A 23,008-nucleotide genomic window follows, 5' to 3' on the forward strand; every position below is an offset into this window, starting at 1 on the left:
TACCTATAAAAACTTGAACATATCATACCACAGGTGATAATCATTTTCATTGAAAAAATTGTAAAAAAAATGTGTGCTAAATGTGAAACGTGTTTATTCTATATTTAAATAAACACGTCTCGCACTACTTATATAATCGAAAAGTATCGGTCTCTTCATCAATTAATCTCGCTTCTTGAAAGGCTTCTTCTAACGTTTTGTCATGGTTAATAACACTGTAAAATAAGCGTATTGTAAACATAAGCGCTGCATTCCCATCTACGCAATCTATCGACCCAATATACGATTTCGCGCCACTATATAAAAATGATTCTGCTAATTTCCCCTCCCCTAACGTGCACCCACTATTTACAATATGTGTATTATGCAATTTTGCATATTTATAAATTTCTTTCGCTCCAAAGTTCCCTCTCGGTTCATCTTGTTCGTAAATATCTTCACCTAACTCTTCCATGACAAACTTTCCTTCCTCACCATGAAAGCAAAAAACAACATAATTGATATCGTTATATAAGTTCTTTCCAGAAAGAATTTCCACGAAATCATTCGGCCTACCAATCCAATATGTCACAACTCTTGCCCCAAAATATTCAAGCGATGCTCGGATTGATTGTGCCTCTAAATCAGAATTAAAGCCAACTACTAGTGCAACATTCAACATACACCCTCCATCCTATAATTAGATCTCCTCAATCAAACTATTAAGGGATACATCCATTTTATATATACCCGTTTCTTTCAAAAAATCAGATCTAGTTAAAACGACTTTCTGTAAATATTGCCGATACGCTGTAATTGTCCCGTCGTGAGATACAATGCAAATTCTTTCCGCCCCCAGCTCATAACACCAAAGAAGAAATTCATCTACTATTTGCTGAAAACGATTCTCTGAAATAGTATTTATACCTTCCGTCCATAACTGCTTATTTGTACTTTTCGCAATCGAAAAATGTGGAAATAAATTTGTTATTATTCCTTGATCTACTATGTGATCACATGGTAATGTTTTCGCTCCTTCTCGATAAGGAAAAATACGTGGGGATGCATATGGATGAACGATTTTTTGACAAGCTACTTTCTCACTCCATATCGCCGCCGTTTGTAAAGTTCTAAGTGTAGGGCTAGCGATTAATATATCTGTTTTCTGTAATGGTACATTGAATTGAATGAATCCAGCCTGATTCCTTCCCTCATCCGTTAATGATGGATTCAACATTTGTAAACTTGCCGGCAAATCCTTTGTATGTTCTCCTTCACCGTGCCGAACAAAGACGAGTTTCATACCCATCCTCCTCTCTCCATGAAATCCTTCAACATAATTTCTTCCCTATCTCATTCATTATTCCTGCTATAAAAAAACAATATGTAAAAAGTATTTGACATAAATAACAGGAAAATATTACAATTGCATATGTAAAATACTTTTTACAAGGAAGAGGGGAATTATAAATATGAAATGGATAACCATCTTAATTGGAATGATTATATGGGGATATATAAACGGATTTTTTAGTAGTGATAAAACTGCTAATCCTTGGATTACAGATGATGAACGAGAAACAAAAATTAAACAGAAAGCAATTATTGCAAGCTGGTCCGGTGTTTTTATGTTTTGTACCATTAACCTCTTAAACAAATGGTTAGGTGTAGAAACAAACAATACATCACCTTACTTACCATCTTCTATCGCAACTATTTTAAAAGAAAATATAGAGTTACAAATTTTATTTATGCTATTTATTACGTATGGCATCTTTTACATATACTACCGAAGAAAATTAAGCGCTTAACTTTTTATCTCATGATTATCCTCCTAAATGGTTATAGTAATTAGGACGAAATGAAAGGAGCGATAGAAAAATGAGTAACTCGAATGATTTTTTAGATACACTGCATGAAAAACAAGCAAAAGATGAACAAAATAGAAAACGTCAGGGGAACGGAAACCCAGCGAAAAAGAAGCCAAATAAAACACATAAATAACAATAAAAAACCTGCCTAAAATTATCTTTTAGGCAGGTTTTTTATTCTTCTTTCACCGAGATAACATTTTCCCAATTCCATTTCTCATAATACCACTCTGGTACATCTATATTTTCAATCCACTTCATTTCATGCTTTCCATCTTTATGAGCAAGCCATACATCCGCTTTCTTACGGTCTGAACGTATCCATATTAATTGATTACTCTTATTCATGAAGAGCGGATGATAATCTCCTTGCCTATGAGGTGGCTTTGTGATTCGATGTTGTTCGTCGCTTGTACTATCGATTTCATATAAAGATGGTAGTGGTCTTTTTTCTGGTGGAGTTTCTATCCCCGCCTCTTTTGCTCGTGAAACGATAATTACGTTATCATTCTTCCATGTAAAATCCCAATCGACATATCCTTTCGGTGTAAATGTGTTCTGTTGAAGTGCTGGCAATTCTTTTACTTTTAAATGTTTATTCTCTAACGCAACTCTCCCGCTTCCTTCAATATAGGCCAATATATTGTTGGCTGGCGCCCATTTGAACCATTGTGTGTTTAATAACATTTGATCTACCTTTTCAAAACGACTACCATCTGCACGAACTAAGCAAAGCGTATTGCTATCAGCTGACCATGAAGCTGTCGGTACTGCTAAAAATGAAATCCACTTTTGATCTGGCGACCACCGAAAGCCACTTGCAACTAATGCTAGGAAATCATCATGTTCATTTGGTAATGCATACAAATGCTTCATTTTATGAGGATTCATATGTGCATCTTTTTGTACTTCATATAGCTGGGCTCCTGTCCACCCTGTTGGAAGTAAATGTGCTTCAGATGATACAAAAAACTTCTTTCCATCAGGATACCATGCATAATCTCCTACACCTGCCGATACATTTTCAAAATCTGTATTCTTTTTTTCTACATCAAATGTATTTAATGTACCTGTAAATATAAATGCAATTATATTTTCTGTTGGTGACCATTGATAATTCGATGCTTCTGAGTGAAACGGCGTAACTTTCTTTCCATCTTTCAGCCGATATAACTCAAGACTACCTTCTTTCTTTCCTTTTACATATGCCAGCCACTCTCCATCATGAGACCACTTTGGCCCTGTTATATACTCTCCTTTTGTAAGTTGTTTCTCTTTCCCCTCAACTTTAATCCAGAGGTCATGATGACGAATAAAAGCAATTTTCGCTTCATTATTTTCTGCGCTACTATTAATGATTGAACATAAAAATAAGACTAACATTGTACCAACGCTTACTATGAACCGTTTCATAATACCCCTCCATTTCCCTCATAGCATTCCTCAATGTCCACCTACAATATGTAAAAAATACCTATTCGACATAATCAGAAAAAATTTCCCAAGAAATTTTAAATTCATAGAGGATTGGTATGAATTATGTCGAAAATATAGTTTATCTAACATCCGATTATGTAATTTGAGATAAATTTGTAAGATTAATTTTCGGAATATTAGCACTTTTTATCAGGGGGCGTTTCTATGAAAAAAACTACATCTACACTACTGAGTATGGCGCTCGTCTTTTCCAGTTTTGGAGCTTTAAGCGCCCATGCTGAATCACTGCAAAAAGAGAAGCAATTTAGTCCACAGTTAAAAGCAAACATTACACAATGGGGAGAAAATAAAATTGCGCAAAATGTTGAAACAAAAACATCAAAAGAAATATCTGTCATTGTAGAATTGCAACATGCTCCACTCGCTTCACAAAGTAACATTCAACATGCTCCAGATTTACAAAATAATAATGCCCAGTCTTATCATGCGCAACTAAAAAAAGCACAAGAAGATACTACTAAGAAAATAAAAGAAAAAGCACCGAAAGCAACGATAAAAGAAACGTATAGTACGTTATTTTCTGGGTTTTCTATCTCTATTCCAGGGGATCAAATTACCGCTCTAGCTTCTTTACCTGAAGTAAAAGCAATTTATCCAAACTTAACATACAAATTACATGAAACGTCAAAAAGTCCGGCTAATCAAGAAACACCAAATATTGGAGGACCGACAGTTGGTGCGCCTGAAGCTTGGAATTCAAAAGATCCGACTGGCAAACCACTTGATGGAAAAGGAATGAAAGTCGCTATTATCGATTCAGGTGTAGACTATACACACCCTGATTTAAAAGCAAATTATATCGGCGGCTATGATACAGTCGATGAAGATAATGATCCGATGGACGGAAACGTACACGGTACTCATGTTGCTGGAATTATCGCTGGTAATGGAAAAATAAAAGGGATTGCTCCAAATGCCTCTATACTTGCTTACCGTGTCATGAATGATGGGGGTACTGGTACAACCGAAGATATTATTCAAGGTATTGAGCATGCTATTCAAGATGGTGCCGATGTTTTAAATCTATCTCTTGGTCAAGATTTAAATGTACCCGATCAACCTGTAACAATGACGCTAGAACGTGCGGCGAAACTTGGTGTTACTGCGGTCGTATCAAATGGAAATGATGGACCCAAACCTTGGTCTGTAGATGCACCTGGGAATGCAAGTAGTGTCATCTCTGTTGGAGCATCTACAGTTTCTATTCCATTTCCAACATTCCAAGTAGCTGGTTCCAATAAATCTTACCAAGGATTACCGTTATCAAAATCGGATTTCCAAGTAGGAAACGATGCCCAGCTTGTATATGTTGGATACGGTAATCCAAGTGATTACGCTAAACAAGATGTAAAAGGTAAGTTCGCGCTTGTCTTACAAGGGACTTCGAGCACGTTAGTAAAAGCAGAACAAGCAAAACAAGCTGGCGCTCTCGGCGTGCTACTAATTTCTAACGAAAAAGAAATTAATATTATGCCAGAATATTTTGGTCGTGAAGAAGTAGCTCTTCCTGTTATGCAGCTATCCAATACGAATGGCGAAGAGTTGAAAAGTTTAATTACAAAACGAAAGAAAAATATAAAAATTGGACAACCAAAACAAACAGAACTTATTGGTAATTTTAGTTCAAGGGGACCATCACAAGGAAGTTGGCTTATAAAGCCTGATGTTGTTGCACCTGGCGTACAAATTACAAGTACAGTACCAAGAGGTGGCTATGAATCTCACAATGGGACAAGTATGGCTGCGCCGCAAGTAGCTGGAGCCGTTGCTCTATTACGTCAAATGCATCCTGATTGGACGACAGAACAATTAAAATCATCTCTTGCCAATACAGCCGAAACATTAAAAGACGTAAATGAAAACACATATCCTGTTATGACACAAGGATCGGGCTTAATTAATATTCCAAAAGCAGTAAAAGCGGACGCATTAGTTACACCAAACAATGTAAGTTTCGGTCTAATTAAACCAAATAGCGGAAAAGTAAAATTAACACAAAATATTACATTACAAAATCTTTCTAGCAAAAAGAAAAACTTTTCAATTCGCATTGAACTATTAGATACAAAAACGAAAGTTCAAACTTCTTTCGCTTCTTCTGTGAGCGTAAAACCGAATAGTAACATAGAAAAACCTTTTACCATTACTGTGGATAGTTCTTTGCCACAAGGTGTATATACAGGGAATGTATATGTAAAAGAACAAGGTAAGACAGAAGAAATACGTATTCCATTTACATTTAGCATTGATCCAAAAGAATACAAACGTATTGATGGCCTTGAAATTGTTAATTCTACTTTCAGTCCAAATAATGACCAAATACTAGATGACAACCTTATCAATTACTATTTAGTTACACCCGTTGAGGATGTAACGTTTCACGCTAATTTAATTACGAAAGACCGAGTAACCTATCAAGGTATCGTTTATCAAGGTAAAAATGAAACACCAGGTTATAAATCTTTCAAATGGAATGGTACAAAAGTTGGTGGATCCCCTCTGCCTGACGGCTTATACCAAATTGAAGCTGTTGCTTCTAATTCTGGTGGAGAAACGAAACAAACAGGGGCTGTGTTTGTCGACCGCACTGCACCTAAATTAACACACGAAGTTGATCAAGAAAATCTCATAATTAGAGGGAAAGTAACTGATATACTGTTAGATTGGATGACAGAATCCGGATGGGTTGCTCCAGGGCATCCTGTCACGATACAGTATGAAATTAACGGGAATGGTACATGGGAAAATGCATTCCTGAACCATTGGGAGAAAAACTACGAAATTTATTTCGATCGTAGTCAATTACAGCAAGGAAAGAATACAATTCACATTGTAGCAACTGATGCCGCTGGAAATACATCTAATTTGAATGTTGATTTAGAAGTGAAATAATTAAATTATTGTTGACAATCTTTTAAAAATAGTTTTATAATACGAAACATAGTTTAGTTGAACGAATTATATATCGGCTTTGAAGGAATACTAGTAGCGACTTATATCCCTGTCTTAGAGAACTGATGGTTGGTGTAAATCAGTACATATACAAGCGTGAATTACAATTCTGGAGCTTCTTTCCCGTAGTGCACATAGTGCATGAAGAGGAAGACGGATCTTTCCGTTATCTTAAAGTGAGTGGTAAACAATTTTTATGTTTACAATTAGGGTGGTACCGCGATTTTTATCGTCCCTATCGGATTTTCCGATAGGGGCTTTTTTGCGTCCTTCCCTTTTATACAACTTCATATATACGCATTGAAAGAATCGCAGTAGTATATTATATCCCTGTTACAGAGAGCTAGTGGTCGGTGGAAATTAGCACATATATAAGTACGAATTACAATTCTGGAGCTTCTTTTTCGTAGTGCTTTTATGCATGAAGGAAAAGACGGAGTTTTTCCGTTATCATGAATTGAGATGTAAGTGTATTTTCACTTACAAATAGGGTGGTACCGCGATTCTTTCGCCCCTATCGGATGTTCCGATAGGGGCTTTTTCTATTTCTCAAAGAAACAAATGTTAAATAATTCCGAATCTTATGATAAAATTTTATAAGCGCTTACAATTTGAAAGGGGGTGATATAAGCTATACGAAACTCATATTCAATTTTATAGAAAACAAGGAGGATGTCTAAATGACAAAGAAAATAGAAATCCCATCGCATTTAAAACCATTCGTATCCACACAACATTATGATCAATACACACCGGTGAATCACGCTGTGTGGCGTTACATTATGAGACAAAATCATAGCTTCTTAAAAGACGTTGCCCATCCAGCCTATGTGAATGGACTACAATCATCTGGTATTAATATAGATGCAATTCCAAAGGTAGAAGAAATGAATGAATGCTTAGCACCAAGCGGCTGGGGAGCTGTAACAATTGATGGCCTTATTCCTGGCGTCGCATTTTTCGATTTTCAGGGGAACGGATTACTACCAATTGCAACAGATATTCGTAAAGTAGAAAATATCGAGTACACACCAGCTCCAGATATTGTACACGAAGCAGCAGGACACGCACCGATTTTACTTGATCCTACATATGCAAAATATGTGAAACGTTTTGGACAAATTGGTGCAAAAGCTTTCTCTACAAAAGAAGAACATGATGCATTTGAAGCTGTTCGTACATTAACGATTGTCAAAGAAAGCCCTACTTCTACTCCTGATGAAGTTAAGGCTGCTGAAAATGCTGTAATTGAAAAACAAAACTTAGTTTCTGGTTTATCAGAAGCTGAACAAATTTCACGTCTTTTCTGGTGGACAGTGGAGTACGGATTAATTGGAAATATTGACGATCCAAAAATTTACGGTGCTGGTCTTCTTTCCTCTGTCGGCGAAAGCAAACATTGCTTAACAGATGCTGTAGAAAAAGTTCCTTTCTCAATTGAAGCTTGCACAGGGACAACTTATGATGTGACAAAAATGCAACCACAGCTATTTGTTTGTCAATCATTTGAAGAGTTAACTGAGGCGCTTGAGACGTTCTCTGAAACGATGGCATTCAAAACAGGTGGCACAGAAGGATTAGAAAAAGCAATTCACTCCGAAAATCATGCCACAACTGAGTTAAGTAGCGGATTACAAATTACGGGCACATTTACAGAAACAATTAAAAATGATGCCGGCGAAGTCATTTACATGCGAACAAGCTCTCCAACTGCATTAGCAATTCATAATAAGCAGTTGGCAAATCATTCTACCTCTGTACACAGTGATGGATTCGGGACACCGATCGGATTACTAAATGGTAATATCGCACTAGAAGATTGTACAGAAGAAAAGTTACATTCATTAGGCATTACAATTGGAAACAGCGCAGATTTTACTTTTGCAAGTGACATTCATGTAAAAGGAACAGTAACTGATATTGTAAAGAATGATAATAAAATTGCCCTTATCTCGTTTATAGATTGTACAGTTACTTATAAAGATCGTTTACTATTTGATGCTTCATGGGGCGCATTTGATATGGCTGTTGGCTCACAAATCACTTCAGTATTCCCAGGTGCCGCAGATGCAGCAGCATTTTTCCCAATGGATGAAGAAGTTCAAGAAATTCCTGCTCCACTTGTACTGAATGAACTTGAACGTATGTATCAAACAGTTCGAGATATTCGAAGTGAGGGGATTTTACACGACGCGCATATCGATCAATTAGTAGCAATTCAAGAAGTATTAAATACATTTTATGCGAAAGAATGGCTGCTTCGCCTTGAAATATTAGAATTACTTTTAGAGCATAACAAAGGGCATGAAACATCTGCAGCATTACTACATCAACTTTCTACTTTCACAACTGACGAAGCTGTAACACGCCTTATTAACAATGGTCTTACGTTACTTCCAGTAAAGGGTGTGAGAAATGATGCTAAGATTAACTGAAGAAGAAGTTCGCGAGGAGTTATTGAAGGTAGATAAATGGATGGTAAAAGATGAGAAATGGATTGAACGAAAATATATGTTTTCCGACTACTTAAAAGGAGTCGAATTTGTCTCTGAAGCCGCCAAACTATCAGAAGAACATAATCACCATCCATTTATCCTTATCCAGTATAAAGCAGTTATTATTACTTTGTCATCTTGGAATGCAAAAGGTTTAACGAAACTAGATTTTGAGCTTGCAAAACAATTTGATGAACTATTTTTACAAAACGAAAATGCAATTATAAGAAAATAAAAAAAGAGAAGCCTTTTTAGGCTTCTCTTTTTATTTTGAAATGGATACAATGTCCAAATGGATCCTCGACTTGTAATATTCCATCTTTGTACGTAGCAATTTTGCCAATATTTTTTAAGCTTTCACATACTTGCTCTTTTTGTTTTTCATCCGCTAGTACAATTGTGAAATATTTCAAACCAACAGAACCTGGCATTTGCGGTGGTACCCCTTCACCTTGCCACGTATTTAAACCGATATGATGATGATAACCACCTGCTGATACGAACAACGCTCCATTACGAGCTGGGATCGTTATTTCAAAACCAAGACCATCAACATAGAAACGTTTCGCTTCCTCTAAATCAGCTACATGGAAATGAATATGCCCCATCACAGTACCATCTGGAAATCCATTCCATGTACTTCCTTGCTGTAATAATTCTTCACCAGCTAACGGGTTACTAACAAATGGGAGTTCTCCATTCTCATCACGCCAAACTTCTTTTTGTCGATCATGATAAATTTCAATCCCGTTTCCATCTGGATCAGCTAAATAAAGAGCTTCACTAAAGTAATGATCGGCTCCACCATGTAGTGGATATACCATCTCTACAAGATGACGAAGAACATTCGCTAAATCCTGCCTACTTGGTAATAAAATTGCGTAATGATATAACCCTGTTCTTGCTCTTTGCTTCGGAAAAGCTTCTTTCTTTTCTTCAATGATAAGAAGTGGTTCATCATTTTCATTCCCAAATGTAACGACTGCTTCTTCTTCTTTTAGCACCTTCATACTTAGTACTTCCGTATAAAACTCTAGTGATTTCTTTACATTAGATACGTATAAATGAACAACATCAAGTGTTGTATCGGGATGAAGTTGAAAACTCATCTTGTTAGCCCCCCCATTTAAATTAGTTCTTCTTTGACATTTTTTCTTTTAAGAAATTATCTACAAAACCATCAGCTTTTGCAACAAATAAGTATGCACCCATTGCTAATAATGCAAGTTCTAATTCGAAACCAGGATTTTTTCCATCTCCCAATAAACCAGCTGACCATTTCACTTTTACGATTGCCCCAACCATAACAAGTGCAAATAATAATCCAATATATCTTACACCTAAACCTAGAATTAATAATAGGCCTCCAACTAATTCAAATGTTGCTACACCGTATGCCAGTCCTCCTGGTAAACCAATGCTTGTAAACCATCCTGCAATATTGTCAATTCCTGATTGGAATTTTGTTAAACCGTGCATAAAGAACGTTACCCCTAACACGATACGAATAATTAAGTTACCAATATGTTGATTCATTTCTTTCTCTCCTTTATAGTTTTCTTATACAAAACTTTTATTCACATTACAAAACATACACTAATTTTTTTTATTCGTCAATTCATTTTCATTGGGAAAAAATATATTTTTTTTGCTATGATACAAATAGTTGTTTACAAAAAGGAGCTTGATTTTATGAATATTGGTTCTGCAATACGTGAAATTCGTCAACGTAGAGGCATAACAATTGCACAAATTTGTGAAGGAACAGGTCTTTCTAAAGGCTTTATGAGTCAGGTTGAAAATAATAAAACATCACCATCTATCTCAACGTTAGAAACGATCTCAAATTTTTTAAACGTTCCCCTTCCCTATTTATTGTTAGAACAAAAAGATCGATTGAAAATTGTTAAAAAAGAAGAACGAAAATACAGTGTATACGGCAAAGATGAGCAAAGAATTGAACATGTTGCGGAGCAAGGTGGCCTTCGCCTGAATCTCGTAGAAATTCCTGCCGGGTTTCCGAAAGAAAACTCACCAAATGCCCATGAAGGTGAAGAGTGTCATCTTGTATTACGCGGAAAGCTAGAAGTTCAACATGGTGAAGATATTGCAATTGTAGAAGAAGGTGATTCTTTCTCTTGGAATGCATGCGTTCCACATATTGTTCGTAATGTAGGAAAAGAATCCGCACTATTACTTATCTCTAGTCATGCGGAGAATCGAAAACGCGTTTACTAATCAATAAAAAAGAAGCCTGCTTCAAACAGGCTTCTTTTTTATTCTCGTATAATCCCGTAACTTGTCCCAACTAGCACCGTCTTTTCATGTTGATTGCGATAAACTGATTCGATTGAAACTTTTTTATACCCTTCCATTTGCTCTATATTTGTTAAAGTTAATTCACAAGTAATCGTATCCCCTGTAAAAACTGGTCTAATAAACTCACTTACTAATTCTCTTGCTATGTAATGTAACTCTTCGCCTACTTTCGTTCCAATGCTAGCAGTCAATAAACCATGAACCATTAATCGGCCATTCTCATCATATTCCATATGATGTCTCCCTTTATCACCTGTAATATTTGCAAATTCGAAAACTTCTTCCTCAGTAAATCTTCTTTCATATTTAAATACTTCCCCAACTTTTATACTCATTTTTATCCCCCTAATAATAAACTGAATTTTCTTTCATTTTATCATAAAATGAGTCTTAATTCATTTTCTATTACAAAAAATAATTAGAAATACTTATAACTGTATTTCTTTACTTTTCACCCATTTACCGATGACCATCTCTTTTTGCGATTTGGTATCCATAATACGCACATGTACCATTTCTGGATAACTCTCTAACTTCAAATCCACAACTTCTATAAAAATCAAAATTGTTCGCAGATGTATGTGCAAACCAATCACCATGGGGAAGCTTTTGTAAACAAAGAGCTACAAGTTTCTTACCCAATCCTTTCCCCCTATACTCACACTTCACAACCAAATTTACTATGTTAGCAACCATCATTTGATCAGAAATCACTCTAACCATCGCAACCATTTCTTCTTCATCCCAAATTGTGAAAGCCCATGTTGAATTTTCAAATGCAAGCGTAAATTTTTCAATTTGCCAAGAAGGGATATTATCATTACTCCAACCGGCATCTTCAAATAAAGTTTTAATTGCATATGCTGGTACTCCATTCGTTCCTTCACGGATAATAAGCCCATTATGGTAAATATACATGTAATCCCCCCTTTATTTTTATATACCATTCTTCAAAAGATGCAATTTACCTTTTTTCATCCAACTCGCTTAATCGAATAAACAAGAACATCCATCCCCTGAAATGAAGTTGTTTTCTCATAACTAAGCCCTGTTTTTCTAGCAACAAATATTGAGGCGGGATGGTTCGGATTAATAAGAGAAATTAATTTATTCATTTGTAATGCTTGGAAACCGTAGTCTCGAAATGCCGCAGCTGCTTCTTTCGCATACCCTTTTCCCCAATACTGAGGAAGTAACCAATAACCAATTTCAATTTCCTCTTTTCCATCTATCTTCTGCTTTACTAGTCCCGCATGACCAATTCGTATTCCCGTTTCCCTTTCAATCATTACAAATAAACCGAGACCATTTTTATAATTAGGAATTACCCACTCCTCCAAGCTTTTTTTGCATTGCATATATGTTTTTAACGTTCCATTTCCAATATAGCGCATTACCTTCTCGTTTCCCCATAGTGAAGCGTAGAACTGTAAATCATCCATTGTATATTTGCGAACTTGTAAACGATCTGTATGAAACATTTCTGCACTCCTTCCCACTAATGTGTTCTTTATTTCACGACCATATTTTACATATATAATAAGTATTACTACCTATTATAAATGAACGAAACAAAAAATGCAGAATGTTCATTCTTTTACCCGATAAAAAAAGCAGTAGACAAATATTGTCTACTGCATCCATATCATAACTAGTACAAAGAAAACTACAATTGAGGGGGGTGTAGGATTTTCAAATATACTAGATACTTATCCCGTTCTAACGGGCGGTAAACTTTTCAATTATTTGAAAGTGAAAAGTTTACCGCACATAAGAACTTTTGCGGTCATTAAGAGAGCACTGTTAAGTAATCAAACACACGCTGTGCTTTTTCTCCACCCATTCGCGCATGTTGAAGAAGGGAAATACCATGTGGGCCAGATGCACGTAATGCTTCTGGTTGTGCTACTAAAATAGCTTGTACAACTTCTAACTCTCCAAGCATAGCTGCAGCAAAAATATCCATGCGAGCACCCTTTTCCAGTAAATAAAGAGCAATATCTTTACGACCTACATGTGCCGATGCTCCTAAGGCACTTTCCCAATCTGATCCGCCCCAATTGTAAGAGGCATGAAGTAAGCTGGGCGATTCAACCAACAGTTCCTGTACTTTTTTTAAATTTCCGTGAGCTGCCATAACAAATTCTCTTACTAACTCAGTGGTAATACGCTCTTCTGTATGCATCGCTCTTCTCCTTTTTTAGAAATTCGTTTCGGTGTAAAAAATGGTTTGTCACTTCCTTGAAAAATATCCACTTCTATACCAAATACATATTGAAACATTTCATGACATAATACTTCTTCTGGTACACCGTCATACTGAATCTCCCCTCGCTTTAATACGAGTAAACGATCACTATATTGAGTAGCTTGGTTAATGTCATGTAAAACCATTACAATTGTCATACCAAACTCCTCATTTAATCGTTTCACAAGTTCCATTACTTCCAACTGATGAACGATATCTAAAAAAGTTGTTGGCTCATCTAATAATAAAACATTCGTGCGTTGTGCTAGCGTCATTGCAATCCAAGCACGCTGCCTTTCTCCTCCTGATAAAGATTGTAAAAGACGATATTCATACCCTTCAAGATTTGTAACAGACAATGCCCAATTAACAATTTCTTCATCTTCTTTATTTAAGCGAACACTCCATGATTTATGGGGGCCTCTTCCAAATTCAATTAATTCTTTCACTGTTAAATCTAATTGATGATCATGCATTTGTGGTAACATCGCTAATTGCTTCGCTACATCGGCACTCTTCATCGTATGAATATTTTTCCCATCTAAAATGATTTCCCCTTCGCTTTGTTTAAGTAGCCTTGCCATTAAACGAAGCAAAGTAGATTTCCCCGATCCATTCGGTCCAATTAAACTAACAACTTCTCCAGCTTTAATATGTACATTCGTATTTTGCATTTGAAATCTTTCAGAATGTGCGTAAAACACTTTTTCAACGGAAATCACGTTGTTTTCCTCCTCTATGAATTAAATATAAGAAGAACGGACCACCTAAGAAGGATAATAAAATACCAACAGGCAATTCGATTGGATCGAACCAACTTCGAGCTATCGCATCCGCAAAAACAAGTAATACCCCGCCGCCAAGGCATGATAGAGGCAGCAAATATTTATAATCATTTCCAACTAATAAACGTAGCATATGCGGTACAACAAGACCGACAAACCCAATAAGTCCAGAAACACTAACTGCTATTCCAGCTAATAATGTACTTACTACGATTAAATAAAAACGACTTTTTTCCACGTTATGTCCTAATAACTTTGCCATTTCATCTCCAAGCATTAATACTCGAATATGCTTAATACCAAAGAAGGCTAATATAATAGCAAATATCGCATAATAAATAATCATATTTAAATGTGCCCAGCTTACACCACCAATGCCACCAGCTAACCACGGTAAAACAGATTGTACTTTGTCACTATGTAATAACATTAATGCTGACGTTGCTGCACCAATCAATGCATTAATCGACACACCTACTAAGACAATTCTTGAAGGTGGTGCCCCTTTTTGCCATGATAAAGCATAGATGACCATTGCTGTGATGAAAGCTCCTAAAAACGCCCCTAGCGGTAAAAAAGCCATGTGCTGAGGAAATAAAATCATAATTATAATTGCTACAAGACCCGCTCCAGATGAAACCCCGATAATACCAGGGTCTGCAAGAGGGTTTCTCATAACCCCTTGCAATAATGCACCTGATGTCGCTAAACACGTTCCTACTATAAATCCAACGAGCACCCTTGGTATACGAAGATCCCATACAATTCGATGAACTATCGAACCTTCATCTTGCATCCCTGTTAGGATGTCTCGTAAAGAAAAGGATAAACTTCCCGCGAAAAGACCGTAAAAAAGACCTAGAATCGTTAATACGACTAAAATAACTGCTATTCCCCATCTTTTTTTCGCAAAAGGATGTTCCTTTTCTCTTACTACTTCATTACTCTCCATACTTATCATTTCCTTACATCTTGTATACTTTTATACATAAAGTCCATAGCTTCTGTTACTTTTGTTCCAGGATTTGATCCAAATAAGTCTGGTGGTAAAATAACTACACGATTTTGTTTTACTGCATCTAAATTTTTCCACGCTTCATTTTTCATCATTTCGCCTTCAAATGCTTTTTTCACGCTATTCGGGTCTCCGTGTGTAATTAAATAAATTACATCTGGATTCGCCTCAATAATACGTTCTACACTTAGCTGTGCATATTGCGGATATTCTTTCATTTCTGGAAAACCAGCTGCAATATTTTTTCCGCCCGTTTTCTCTAAAATGTCACCTGACAGAGATGTTGGTAATGCTGCTAAATAAGTTCCTGGTGCTCCATACACTAGCAATGCTTTCACATCACTCTTTTTCTCATATTTCTTCATTTGATCATTCATTTTTTGATTCAGTTCTTTTGCTTTATCTTCTTTCTTCATTACTGCTCCGTATATTTCAATATTCTTTTGAATATCTTGTACAGAATTTGCAGTAGAAATGACTACTTTCGTCCCTTGACCTTCAACCGTTGGAACATTCTTTTGGAATCCATTGTTAGCAACAAGTACATCTGGCTTTAAGCTAGCAATTTGCTCAAAATTCGGCTGATGTGCATTCCCAATTACTTGCGCTTTCTTTAACTCCTCCGGAAGAGTTAATTTCGTATCTGGACGACCTATAATCTTTCCGTCTAAAGCATGAATAATATCCATATCACCCATACTTAATGTTGCAAAGCTCTCTGGTGTTTTATCGAATGTTACCTTTCTGCCCGATAGGTCGGTAATTTCGATTTTTTCTTTTCCTTTTTCTGTTTTGGTTGCAGACGCTTTGTCGTTTCCCTTTGCATTGCAACCTATTAATAAGAAAAAAACAGATAAAATCGCTGTAAATAGCGTAATAGACTTTTTCATTCTTCCACCTCTAATTGATAATGATAATCATTAACTACTATTCTACTTTAATTGATAAGGATTATCATTGTCAACAAAAACGCATACATTTTCTTCAAAAAAAAACAAAAAGCGCTACAAAAAGATCCTTTCTTTTTGTAGCGCTCTATTTAATACTATTACTCACATTCATTTTCCTCCAACTGGTCACGCATCACTTTTACACGCTGAAAGAAAAAGAACGATAAACTTAAAAATATAACGATGCTCCCCATCATAACAAAAAATTGTATCGTTTCTTTTGCTCCATTCGGAATCAATAAGCCAACCATTAACAATGTGCTTACAGCGAGAAGGATCTGTCCGAACCGAGTATAATCTTCTATTTTCCCTTGTAATTCTTTCATCATATTCTCACTCCTCCATTTCACTGTATCATATTCTATGAAACTGAAAGACAAGTAAATGCAGCCATTCGGGGAGATGTTTTCCAAAAGAAAAAGAGCCGCTTAATTGCGACTCTTTCCTATCTATTCCACACCTTTATATGCTTCCATATAAATTTCTTTCAACTCTGAAATGAGCGGTAATTTCGGATTGGCTGTTGTACATTGGTCTTCAAAAGCCCGTTCTGCTAATACTCCAACAACCTCTTCAAATTTCTCTTTATCGACTCCTTGCCCCATAATACTCATATTAATATTCAAGCTTTTTCCAAGCTCAATAATTGCTTGGACAAGTGATTCCACCCCTTCTGCTGCCGAACTTGCTGGAAGCCCGAGCATTCTCGCTATATGTGCATATCTTTCATCTGCCACAAAGTACTCATATTTTGGGAACAATGCGTGTTTTCTTGGCTTAATAGCATTATAGCGGACTACGTGCGGCATTAGAATGGCATTTGCGCGTCCGTGCGGAATATGGAATTCTGGTCCAATCTTATGTGCTAAGCTGTGATTAATACCGAGGAAAGCATTTGCAAATGCCATCCCTGCAATTGCAGAAGCGTTATGCATTTTTTCTCTTGCTTCTTCATCATTTCCATCTTTATATGCTCTCGGTAAATATTTGAATACGAGATCAATAGCTTTTAATGCTAATCCATCTGTATAGTCATTTGCCATAACAGACACATACGCCTCAATTGCATGTGTTAAAACATCCATACCAGTATCTGCTGTTACATGTGGTGGTACTGTCATTACAAATTGCGGATCAACAATCGCTACATCTGGTGTTAATTCATAATCTGCAAGCGGATACTTTATATTATTTTTCTTATCTGTAATAACCGCAAATGGTGTCACTTCTGACCCTGTTCCTGATGTTGTTGGAATGGCAACAAACTGCGCTTTATTTCCTAATTCCGGATATTTACATGTACGTTTTCTTATATCTAAAAATTTCTGTTTAATGCCATAGAATGATGTTTCTGGATGCTCATAGAATAACCACATCCCTTTTGCCGCATCCATAGCTGAACCGCCACCAAGTGCAATAATTACATCAGGCTTAAAGCTTCTCATCATTTCCGCACCTTTAAAAACAGTTTCATCTGACGGATCTGGCTCGACCTCAAAGAACACTTCAACTTTCACATCATTTGCATGCTTACGTAAATAGTGCGTAACTGTGTCTACATAGCCGTGCTCAACCATTCCTGGATCCGTTACAATAAATGCGCGTGAAATGTTAGGCATATTTGCTAAATACGCCGTAGCATGTTTTTCAAAATAAATTTTTGGTGGCAACTTGAACCACTGCATATTCTTTTTTCTATTTGCCAGCCTTTTTATATTTAATAAATGAGTCGCTGTTACGTTTTGAGAAACTGAGTTTTTCCCGTATGAACCACAACCAAGTGTAAGCGATGGAATAAACCCATTATATATGTCACCTATTCCGCCTTGTGATGAAGGTGCATTTACAATAAGACGGCAAGCTTTCATACGTAAACCAAATTGTTTTTGTACTTCTTTATTTGTAGAATGAATGACTGCTGAATGCCCTAAACCTCCAAGATTCAACATTTCTTCGCAATATGTAAATCCTTCTTCTAATGAATTCGCTTTTACACAAGCTAATACTGGGCTCAGTTTCTCACGAGATAGTGGATACGCTGCCCCAATTCCTTTAATTTCAGCTACAAGTATTTTTGTATGTTCAGGCACAGTCATCCCAACTAATTCGGCAATATACTGTGCAGATTTCCCTACAATATCACTATTTACTGCACATGTATTTTCATTTATAACGAGCTTTTCTAATTTCTTTCTCTCTTCCTCTGTTACAAAGTAACAATTATTTGCAATCATTTCTGTTTTAACATCATCATAAATTTCTTTATCGATAATGATTGCCTGTTCCGATGCACAAATCATACCGTTATCAAATGTTTTCGATAAAATTAAATCATTAGCAGCTCGTTTTACATGTGCTGATTTCTCTATATAACACGGTACATTACCAGGACCTACACCTAGTGCTGGTTTACCAGTAGAATAAGCCGATTTCACCATACCAGCGCCTCCAGTTGCTAGAACGAGTGCGACACCATCATGGTTCATTAATTGTTTCGTCGCTTCGACAGATGGTCTTTCAATCCATTGAATACAATGCTTTGGCGCACCCGCCTTCACCGCTGCATCATATACTGTTTTGGCCGCTGCAACGGAACAATTTTGTGCAGAAGGATGAAATGCGAAAATAATTGGATTTCTCGTTTTTATCGCGATTAATGCTTTAAACATTGTTGTTGACGTTGGATTCGTTACTGGCGTTACTCCAGCTACTACACCGACTGGTTCCGCAATTTCTATTATTTCTTCATGAGGATCTTCATGAATAACTCCTACCGTTTTATCTTGCTTTATACTATGCCAAATATATTCAGTGGCAAAAATATTTTTTATGCATTTGTCTTCATAGACACCACGGCCTGTTTCTTCAACAGCCAATTTTGCAAGCGACATATGTTGATCAACACCTGCTAGTGCCATTTCATGAACAATGTTGTCAATCTGTTCTTGTGTAAAACTTTCTAATGCTTGTAAAGCTTCTTGACCGTTATTTACTAACGTATCAATCATCTCTTTTACCTCTTGCATTTCATTTACAACTTTCTCTTTGACTACCATGTAAATTTCCTCCTATTCTGTTATCACGGTCTTTATAAGTCCCTATAGGTCATAATAAGTCCCGATTAGCGAAAAAAAATAGAGTTACCGTCCTACATGAATCCCATTGTTTGTGAAATATTTCACAAGTTTATTCGTGAATAACATTTCATGAATTCAATATACATGAAATCATTTCATTTGTGTATGTCTAATTTGTGAAATATTTCACAAATAAACATAATAAAAATGCACTGCTCCACATTAGCAGTGCATTTTTATTATGCTAGCGCTTGTGCTAAATCTTCAATTAAATCTTCACCATCTTCAATTCCGACAGAGATACGAATTAATGTATCTGTAATTCCTAATTCTTTACGACGATCTGCTGGGATTGATGCATGTGTCATTTGAGATGGGATAGAAATTAAACTTTCGACTGCTCCTAGGCTTTCAGCAAGTGTAAAGTATTGCAGTTTCTCAAGTACTTTATTTAATGTTTCCTCACTATCTACATCAAATGAGATGATAGCACCAAATCCGTTTGCTTGTTCTGTTGCTAATTCATGGTTTTGATGTGATTCAAGGCCTGGATAATATACTTTATTTACTTTTGGATGATTATTTAAGAATTCAGCAATTGCGCGTGAATTCGTTTCATGTTCTTCCATACGAATTCCTAACGTTTTTAAACCGCGAAGTAGTAAGAAGCTATCTTGTGGTCCAAGAATACCTCCCGTTGAGTTTTGTACAAAGTGAAGGTCTTCTGCTAGTTGTGGGCTATTTACCACTACTAGACCTGCAACTACGTCACTATGACCTCCTAAATATTTCGTTGCACTATGAAGTACAATGTCTGCTCCTAAAGAAATCGGCGACTGCCAATATGGCGTCATGAATGTATTATCAATAATTGTTAATAAATCTTTCTCTTTAGCAAGAGTAGATATTTTCTTAATATCAGTAATTTTTAGTAGTGGATTCGTTGGTGTTTCCACATAGATCGCTTTCGTATTTGGACGAATTGCTTCTACAACTTCCTCTAAGTTTGTTGTATCTACAAATGTATGCTCAATACCGAAGCGGTTTAATACTTTCGTAATAACACGATACGTTCCCCCATAAACATCATCTGTTAAAATAACGTGATCACCTTTTGAGAACAACATAATTGTTGCTGTAATAGCAGCCATTCCCGAACCAAATGCAAATCCAGCATGACCGTTTTCTAATACGGCAATCATTTCTTCTAAAGCTGCTCGTGTTGGGTTGCCTGTACGTGAATATTCATATCCTTGATGCTTACCAACTGCTTCTTGTTTATACGTACTTGTTTGATAAATCGGTACGTTTACAGATCCAGTTGAAGGTTCTCCTATGCGAATACCATGAATTAACTTTGTCTTTGCTCTCATTTTTTATTCCCATCCTTTGTATATGTCTTTACTTAAATAGCGCTCACTACTATCAGGAAAAATCGTTACAATATTTGTACCTGGTGTTGCTTTCTCTGCCTCCAGTAAACTTGCATGAAATGCTGCTCCTGAAGAGCTCCCAACTAAAAGTCCTTCTTTTTGCGCTAATTCTTTTACTCGTAAAAATGCATTTCGATCAGAAATCGTATGAATTTCATCAAAATAAGATGTTTTCAAAAATGGTGGAATAAATTCAAGACCAATTCCTTCTGTTTCATGTGAACCAGCTTTACCACCATTTAAAATAGATCCTTCTGGTTCTACAATAACTGTTTTAATATCTATATTTTTTTCTTTCAAATAAGATGCAGTTCCCATGAATGTACCGCCGGTTCCTGCTCCAGCAACAAATATGTTAATCTCTCCATTCAATGCATTCCAAAGTTCAGGACCTAATGTTTTGAAATAAGCACGTGGGTTTGCTTCATTCGCAAACTGACTTGGAGAGTATGAATTCGGTATTTCATTTACTAACTCTTTTGCTTTTGCAATTGCTCCGGTCATTCCTTGCTCAGTCGGTGTATGCACGACTGTTGCGCCTAGCGCTTTCATTAATTCTTGTTTCTCAATACTAAATTTCTCTGGTACACAAACAATAACGCGTAAATCATGTTCTAACGCTGCAAGTGCCAGTCCAATACCAGTATTTCCAGCAGTCGGTTCAATAATTGTTCCACCCTGCGTGACAAGCCCTTTTTCTAGCGCGTCTTCGATTAATTCTCTTCCTAAACGATCCTTAACGCTTCCGCCTGGGTTATAAAATTCAAGCTTCGCAAATAAACGGACCCCTTCTGGAAGTGAAAACCGAGTAATTTCTACAATTGGTGTATGACCAATTAACTCATGAACTCCACGATATACATTCATCGTGTTCTCCCCCTTATTTGCCAATAAAGAAAAGGCAACTGTATGTATTTTCTTTATATGAGACAGTTGCCTTTTTGTTACATTACTTTAACTCTTCTAGTACTTTTACGATAAAGTTTGTAGAATGAAGGGCTGCTTGATCTAAAAATTGATCAAATGAAACATTTGATTCTTTACCAGCAATATCAGAAAGTGCGCGGATGATAACAAATGGAACTTCGTATTGGTGGCACACTTGTGCAACAGCTGCCGCTTCCATTTCTACTGCATAAAGATTTTCAAATTTATCACGAATTGCTGCAACGCGGTTCGGATCACTCATAAATGCATCCCCTGTTGCAATCATACCTTTTACAACTTGAATATTCTCTTCAGCTTGCATACATTTCTCAGCTAATGCAACTAATGCCTCATCAGCTTTAAATCCAGGTGGCATTCCTGGTACTTGACCATATTCATAGTTAAATGCTGTTACATCTACGTCATGGTGACGAACTTCTGTTGAAATAACTACATCTCCAACATTTAGAGAATGATGGAATCCACCAGCTGAACCAGTATTAATTACTTTTTCAGGCTTATATTTTTCTAATAAAATTGTCGTTGACATCGCTGCATTTACTTTACCAATACCAGACTTTAACAAGATTACTTCATGTCCTGCTAATAGTCCTTTCGTAAATTCACAACCCGCAACCGTTTCTGTTTTTGCTTGTTCTAATTTGTCACGTAAAATACGTACTTCTTCTTCCATTGCTCCAATTACAGCAATTCTCAATCTAATCCCTCTTTCTATTGCTTAGTTGCCTCCATTACCCAAACGAAATGATTTAATCTCGTAAACGTTACATGGAAGCCATTGTTTTCAAATATAGTCTGCATGATCGGAATACGTGTATAGTATTCCGTTTGCAAATCGTTTGCTAACTGGTGAAAACCTCTTTGTTTTGCTGTTTCAACAGTTTTATCATATGCATCTTGATCTGCAAATATCGTATCAGCAAACACTATTTTACCACCTTTGTTTAGCAATTGACTATACTTCGCAACAGCTACATTTTTTTCATCATCTGTTAAATGATGAAATGCATAGGTGCTTACAATGGTATCAACTGAATTCGGAACTTCAAACGAAAGAAAATCACCTTCTGTAATAGAAAATTCCTTTGGCAATTTCTCTTTTGCAATCATGCGCATTTCACGCGACGGTTCTATACCGTAAACTGTACGACCGGCAAGTAATAATTTATTTGTTAAATTGCCAGTACCAACACCAAATTCTAATACGTTACCAAATGACTTGTTAACTACATCCTCTAAAATGTCCTCATAATGGGCGAAAACTTCTTTATATTGTATATCTTCGCCTTGTACGAATGAGTCGTACGTATGAGCCCACTCATCAAATAAACCATTAAATTCTGTGCCCATAAAAATTCCCCTTTTTCTTATCGGTTTTATCAGTATGATATTCCCTCTTTCTAAAAATGTCAATTGAAATGCACGTGGTATTTCCTTCT

At 36.3% G+C, this 23,008-nt stretch carries 24 protein-coding genes and 2 other annotated features; of the genes, 6 read left to right on the forward strand and 18 right to left on the reverse strand.

Features of this window, described 5'->3' with window-relative positions:
- Positions 1 to 124: 124 nt before the first annotated feature.
- A complete protein-coding gene (locus ACUN26_RS18385; RefSeq protein WP_000935636.1) occupies positions 125 to 661 on the reverse strand; it encodes a hypothetical protein in 537 nt (178 codons plus the stop codon).
- An 18-nt stretch (positions 662 to 679) separates the two neighbouring features.
- Positions 680 to 1,282 (reverse strand): histidine phosphatase family protein, encoded by a 603-nt coding sequence (locus ACUN26_RS18390; RefSeq protein ID WP_000779723.1) that lies wholly within the window; start codon positions 1,280 to 1,282, stop codon positions 680 to 682.
- Between the two features lie 169 nt (positions 1,283 to 1,451).
- Here ACUN26_RS18390 and ACUN26_RS18395 point away from each other — a divergent pair, with 169 nt between their 5' ends.
- The gene (locus ACUN26_RS18395; protein ID WP_000871278.1) at positions 1,452 to 1,790 is read left to right on the forward strand and encodes a hypothetical protein; all 339 of its coding nucleotides are present in this window, start codon (positions 1,452 to 1,454) and stop codon (positions 1,788 to 1,790) included.
- A gap of 70 nt (positions 1,791 to 1,860) precedes the next feature.
- A complete protein-coding gene (locus ACUN26_RS18400) occupies positions 1,861 to 1,983 on the forward strand; it encodes a DUF4023 domain-containing protein (protein WP_000071861.1) in 123 nt (40 codons plus the stop codon).
- A gap of 41 nt (positions 1,984 to 2,024) precedes the next feature.
- Here the strand turns inward: ACUN26_RS18400 and ACUN26_RS18405 are convergent, their stop codons facing one another.
- Positions 2,025 to 3,263, reverse strand: coding sequence for a TolB family protein (locus tag ACUN26_RS18405; protein ID WP_000819444.1), 1,239 nt, complete (start codon positions 3,261 to 3,263; stop codon positions 2,025 to 2,027).
- Positions 3,264 to 3,491: 228 nt separating this feature from the next.
- On the opposite strand from ACUN26_RS18405, the gene ACUN26_RS18410 reads away from it, so the two are divergent.
- From ACUN26_RS18410 to ACUN26_RS18420, 3 genes are all read left to right on the forward strand, one after another.
- On the forward strand, positions 3,492 to 6,239 hold the full coding sequence (locus tag ACUN26_RS18410) for a S8 family serine peptidase (protein ID WP_000754141.1): 2,748 nt from the start codon (positions 3,492 to 3,494) through the stop codon (positions 6,237 to 6,239).
- Between the two features lie 70 nt (positions 6,240 to 6,309).
- Positions 6,310 to 6,539 (forward strand) — a binding site (T-box leader).
- Positions 6,540 to 6,590: 51 nt separating this feature from the next.
- Positions 6,591 to 6,818, forward strand: a binding site (T-box leader).
- A gap of 161 nt (positions 6,819 to 6,979) precedes the next feature.
- Positions 6,980 to 8,734 (forward strand): aromatic amino acid hydroxylase, encoded by a 1,755-nt coding sequence (locus ACUN26_RS18415; protein ID WP_000162268.1) that lies wholly within the window; start codon positions 6,980 to 6,982, stop codon positions 8,732 to 8,734.
- Complete coding sequence (locus tag ACUN26_RS18420) at positions 8,715 to 9,029, forward strand: 4a-hydroxytetrahydrobiopterin dehydratase (RefSeq protein WP_000979552.1); 315 nt, start codon at positions 8,715 to 8,717, stop codon at positions 9,027 to 9,029. The genes ACUN26_RS18415 and ACUN26_RS18420 overlap by 20 nt, the downstream gene beginning before the upstream one ends.
- A 16-nt stretch (positions 9,030 to 9,045) precedes the next feature.
- On the opposite strand, the gene ACUN26_RS18425 is transcribed toward ACUN26_RS18420, so the two are convergent.
- Together ACUN26_RS18425 and ACUN26_RS18430 are read right to left on the reverse strand one after the other, a co-directional pair.
- A complete protein-coding gene (locus ACUN26_RS18425) occupies positions 9,046 to 9,903 on the reverse strand; it encodes a VOC family protein (RefSeq protein WP_000009834.1) in 858 nt (285 codons plus the stop codon).
- A gap of 22 nt (positions 9,904 to 9,925) precedes the next feature.
- Positions 9,926 to 10,330 (reverse strand): DoxX family protein, encoded by a 405-nt coding sequence (locus ACUN26_RS18430; RefSeq protein WP_001071553.1) that lies wholly within the window; start codon positions 10,328 to 10,330, stop codon positions 9,926 to 9,928.
- 156 nt (positions 10,331 to 10,486) lie between these two features.
- Here ACUN26_RS18430 and ACUN26_RS18435 point away from each other — a divergent pair, with 156 nt between their 5' ends.
- Complete coding sequence (locus tag ACUN26_RS18435) at positions 10,487 to 11,032, forward strand: helix-turn-helix domain-containing protein (RefSeq protein WP_001020691.1); 546 nt, start codon at positions 10,487 to 10,489, stop codon at positions 11,030 to 11,032.
- 38 nt (positions 11,033 to 11,070) lie between these two features.
- Here the strand turns inward: ACUN26_RS18435 and ACUN26_RS18440 are convergent, their stop codons facing one another.
- The 13 genes from ACUN26_RS18440 to ACUN26_RS18500 form a co-directional block, all read right to left on the reverse strand.
- Entirely contained in the window at positions 11,071 to 11,448 is a 378-nt protein-coding gene (locus tag ACUN26_RS18440) for a MaoC/PaaZ C-terminal domain-containing protein (RefSeq protein ID WP_000025016.1), read from the reverse strand.
- A gap of 124 nt (positions 11,449 to 11,572) precedes the next feature.
- A complete protein-coding gene (locus ACUN26_RS18445) occupies positions 11,573 to 12,031 on the reverse strand; it encodes a GNAT family N-acetyltransferase (protein WP_000276121.1) in 459 nt (152 codons plus the stop codon).
- A gap of 56 nt (positions 12,032 to 12,087) precedes the next feature.
- Positions 12,088 to 12,594 (reverse strand): GNAT family N-acetyltransferase, encoded by a 507-nt coding sequence (locus tag ACUN26_RS18450; RefSeq protein ID WP_000469138.1) that lies wholly within the window; start codon positions 12,592 to 12,594, stop codon positions 12,088 to 12,090.
- Positions 12,595 to 12,902: 308 nt separating this feature from the next.
- Positions 12,903 to 13,298, reverse strand: a complete 396-nt coding sequence (locus ACUN26_RS18455; RefSeq protein ID WP_002093253.1) for a hypothetical protein — start codon at positions 13,296 to 13,298, stop codon at positions 12,903 to 12,905.
- Positions 13,265 to 14,083, reverse strand: a complete 819-nt coding sequence (locus ACUN26_RS18460; protein WP_000626364.1) for an ABC transporter ATP-binding protein — start codon at positions 14,081 to 14,083, stop codon at positions 13,265 to 13,267. The genes ACUN26_RS18455 and ACUN26_RS18460 overlap by 34 nt, the downstream gene beginning before the upstream one ends.
- Complete coding sequence (locus ACUN26_RS18465) at positions 14,070 to 15,098, reverse strand: FecCD family ABC transporter permease (protein ID WP_000445395.1); 1,029 nt, start codon at positions 15,096 to 15,098, stop codon at positions 14,070 to 14,072. Before ACUN26_RS18465 ends, ACUN26_RS18460 begins: the two co-directional genes overlap by 14 nt.
- A 5-nt stretch (positions 15,099 to 15,103) precedes the next feature.
- Positions 15,104 to 16,051, reverse strand: a complete 948-nt coding sequence (locus ACUN26_RS18470) for an ABC transporter substrate-binding protein (protein ID WP_000748483.1) — start codon at positions 16,049 to 16,051, stop codon at positions 15,104 to 15,106.
- A gap of 158 nt (positions 16,052 to 16,209) precedes the next feature.
- Positions 16,210 to 16,437 (reverse strand): YrhC family protein, encoded by a 228-nt coding sequence (locus tag ACUN26_RS18475; RefSeq protein ID WP_033657341.1) that lies wholly within the window; start codon positions 16,435 to 16,437, stop codon positions 16,210 to 16,212.
- 123 nt (positions 16,438 to 16,560) lie between these two features.
- A complete protein-coding gene (gene adhE / locus ACUN26_RS18480; RefSeq protein WP_000260456.1) occupies positions 16,561 to 19,167 on the reverse strand; it encodes a bifunctional acetaldehyde-CoA/alcohol dehydrogenase in 2,607 nt (868 codons plus the stop codon).
- Positions 19,168 to 19,427: 260 nt separating this feature from the next.
- Positions 19,428 to 20,561 carry a bifunctional cystathionine gamma-lyase/homocysteine desulfhydrase gene (locus tag ACUN26_RS18485; protein WP_001201921.1) on the reverse strand — a complete coding sequence of 378 codons (1,134 nt, stop codon included), beginning with the start codon at positions 20,559 to 20,561 and terminating at the stop codon, positions 19,428 to 19,430.
- Positions 20,562 to 20,564: 3 nt separating this feature from the next.
- The gene (locus tag ACUN26_RS18490; protein ID WP_001103866.1) at positions 20,565 to 21,488 is read right to left on the reverse strand and encodes an O-acetylserine dependent cystathionine beta-synthase; all 924 of its coding nucleotides are present in this window, start codon (positions 21,486 to 21,488) and stop codon (positions 20,565 to 20,567) included.
- Positions 21,489 to 21,570: 82 nt separating this feature from the next.
- A complete protein-coding gene (gene mtnN / locus ACUN26_RS18495) occupies positions 21,571 to 22,266 on the reverse strand; it encodes a 5'-methylthioadenosine/S-adenosylhomocysteine nucleosidase (protein WP_001217043.1) in 696 nt (231 codons plus the stop codon).
- 14 nt (positions 22,267 to 22,280) lie between these two features.
- A complete protein-coding gene (locus ACUN26_RS18500) occupies positions 22,281 to 22,919 on the reverse strand; it encodes a class I SAM-dependent DNA methyltransferase (RefSeq protein WP_000536326.1) in 639 nt (212 codons plus the stop codon).
- Positions 22,920 to 23,008 lie beyond the last annotated feature (89 nt).

Source organism: Bacillus sp. WC2503, assembly GCF_052682895.1.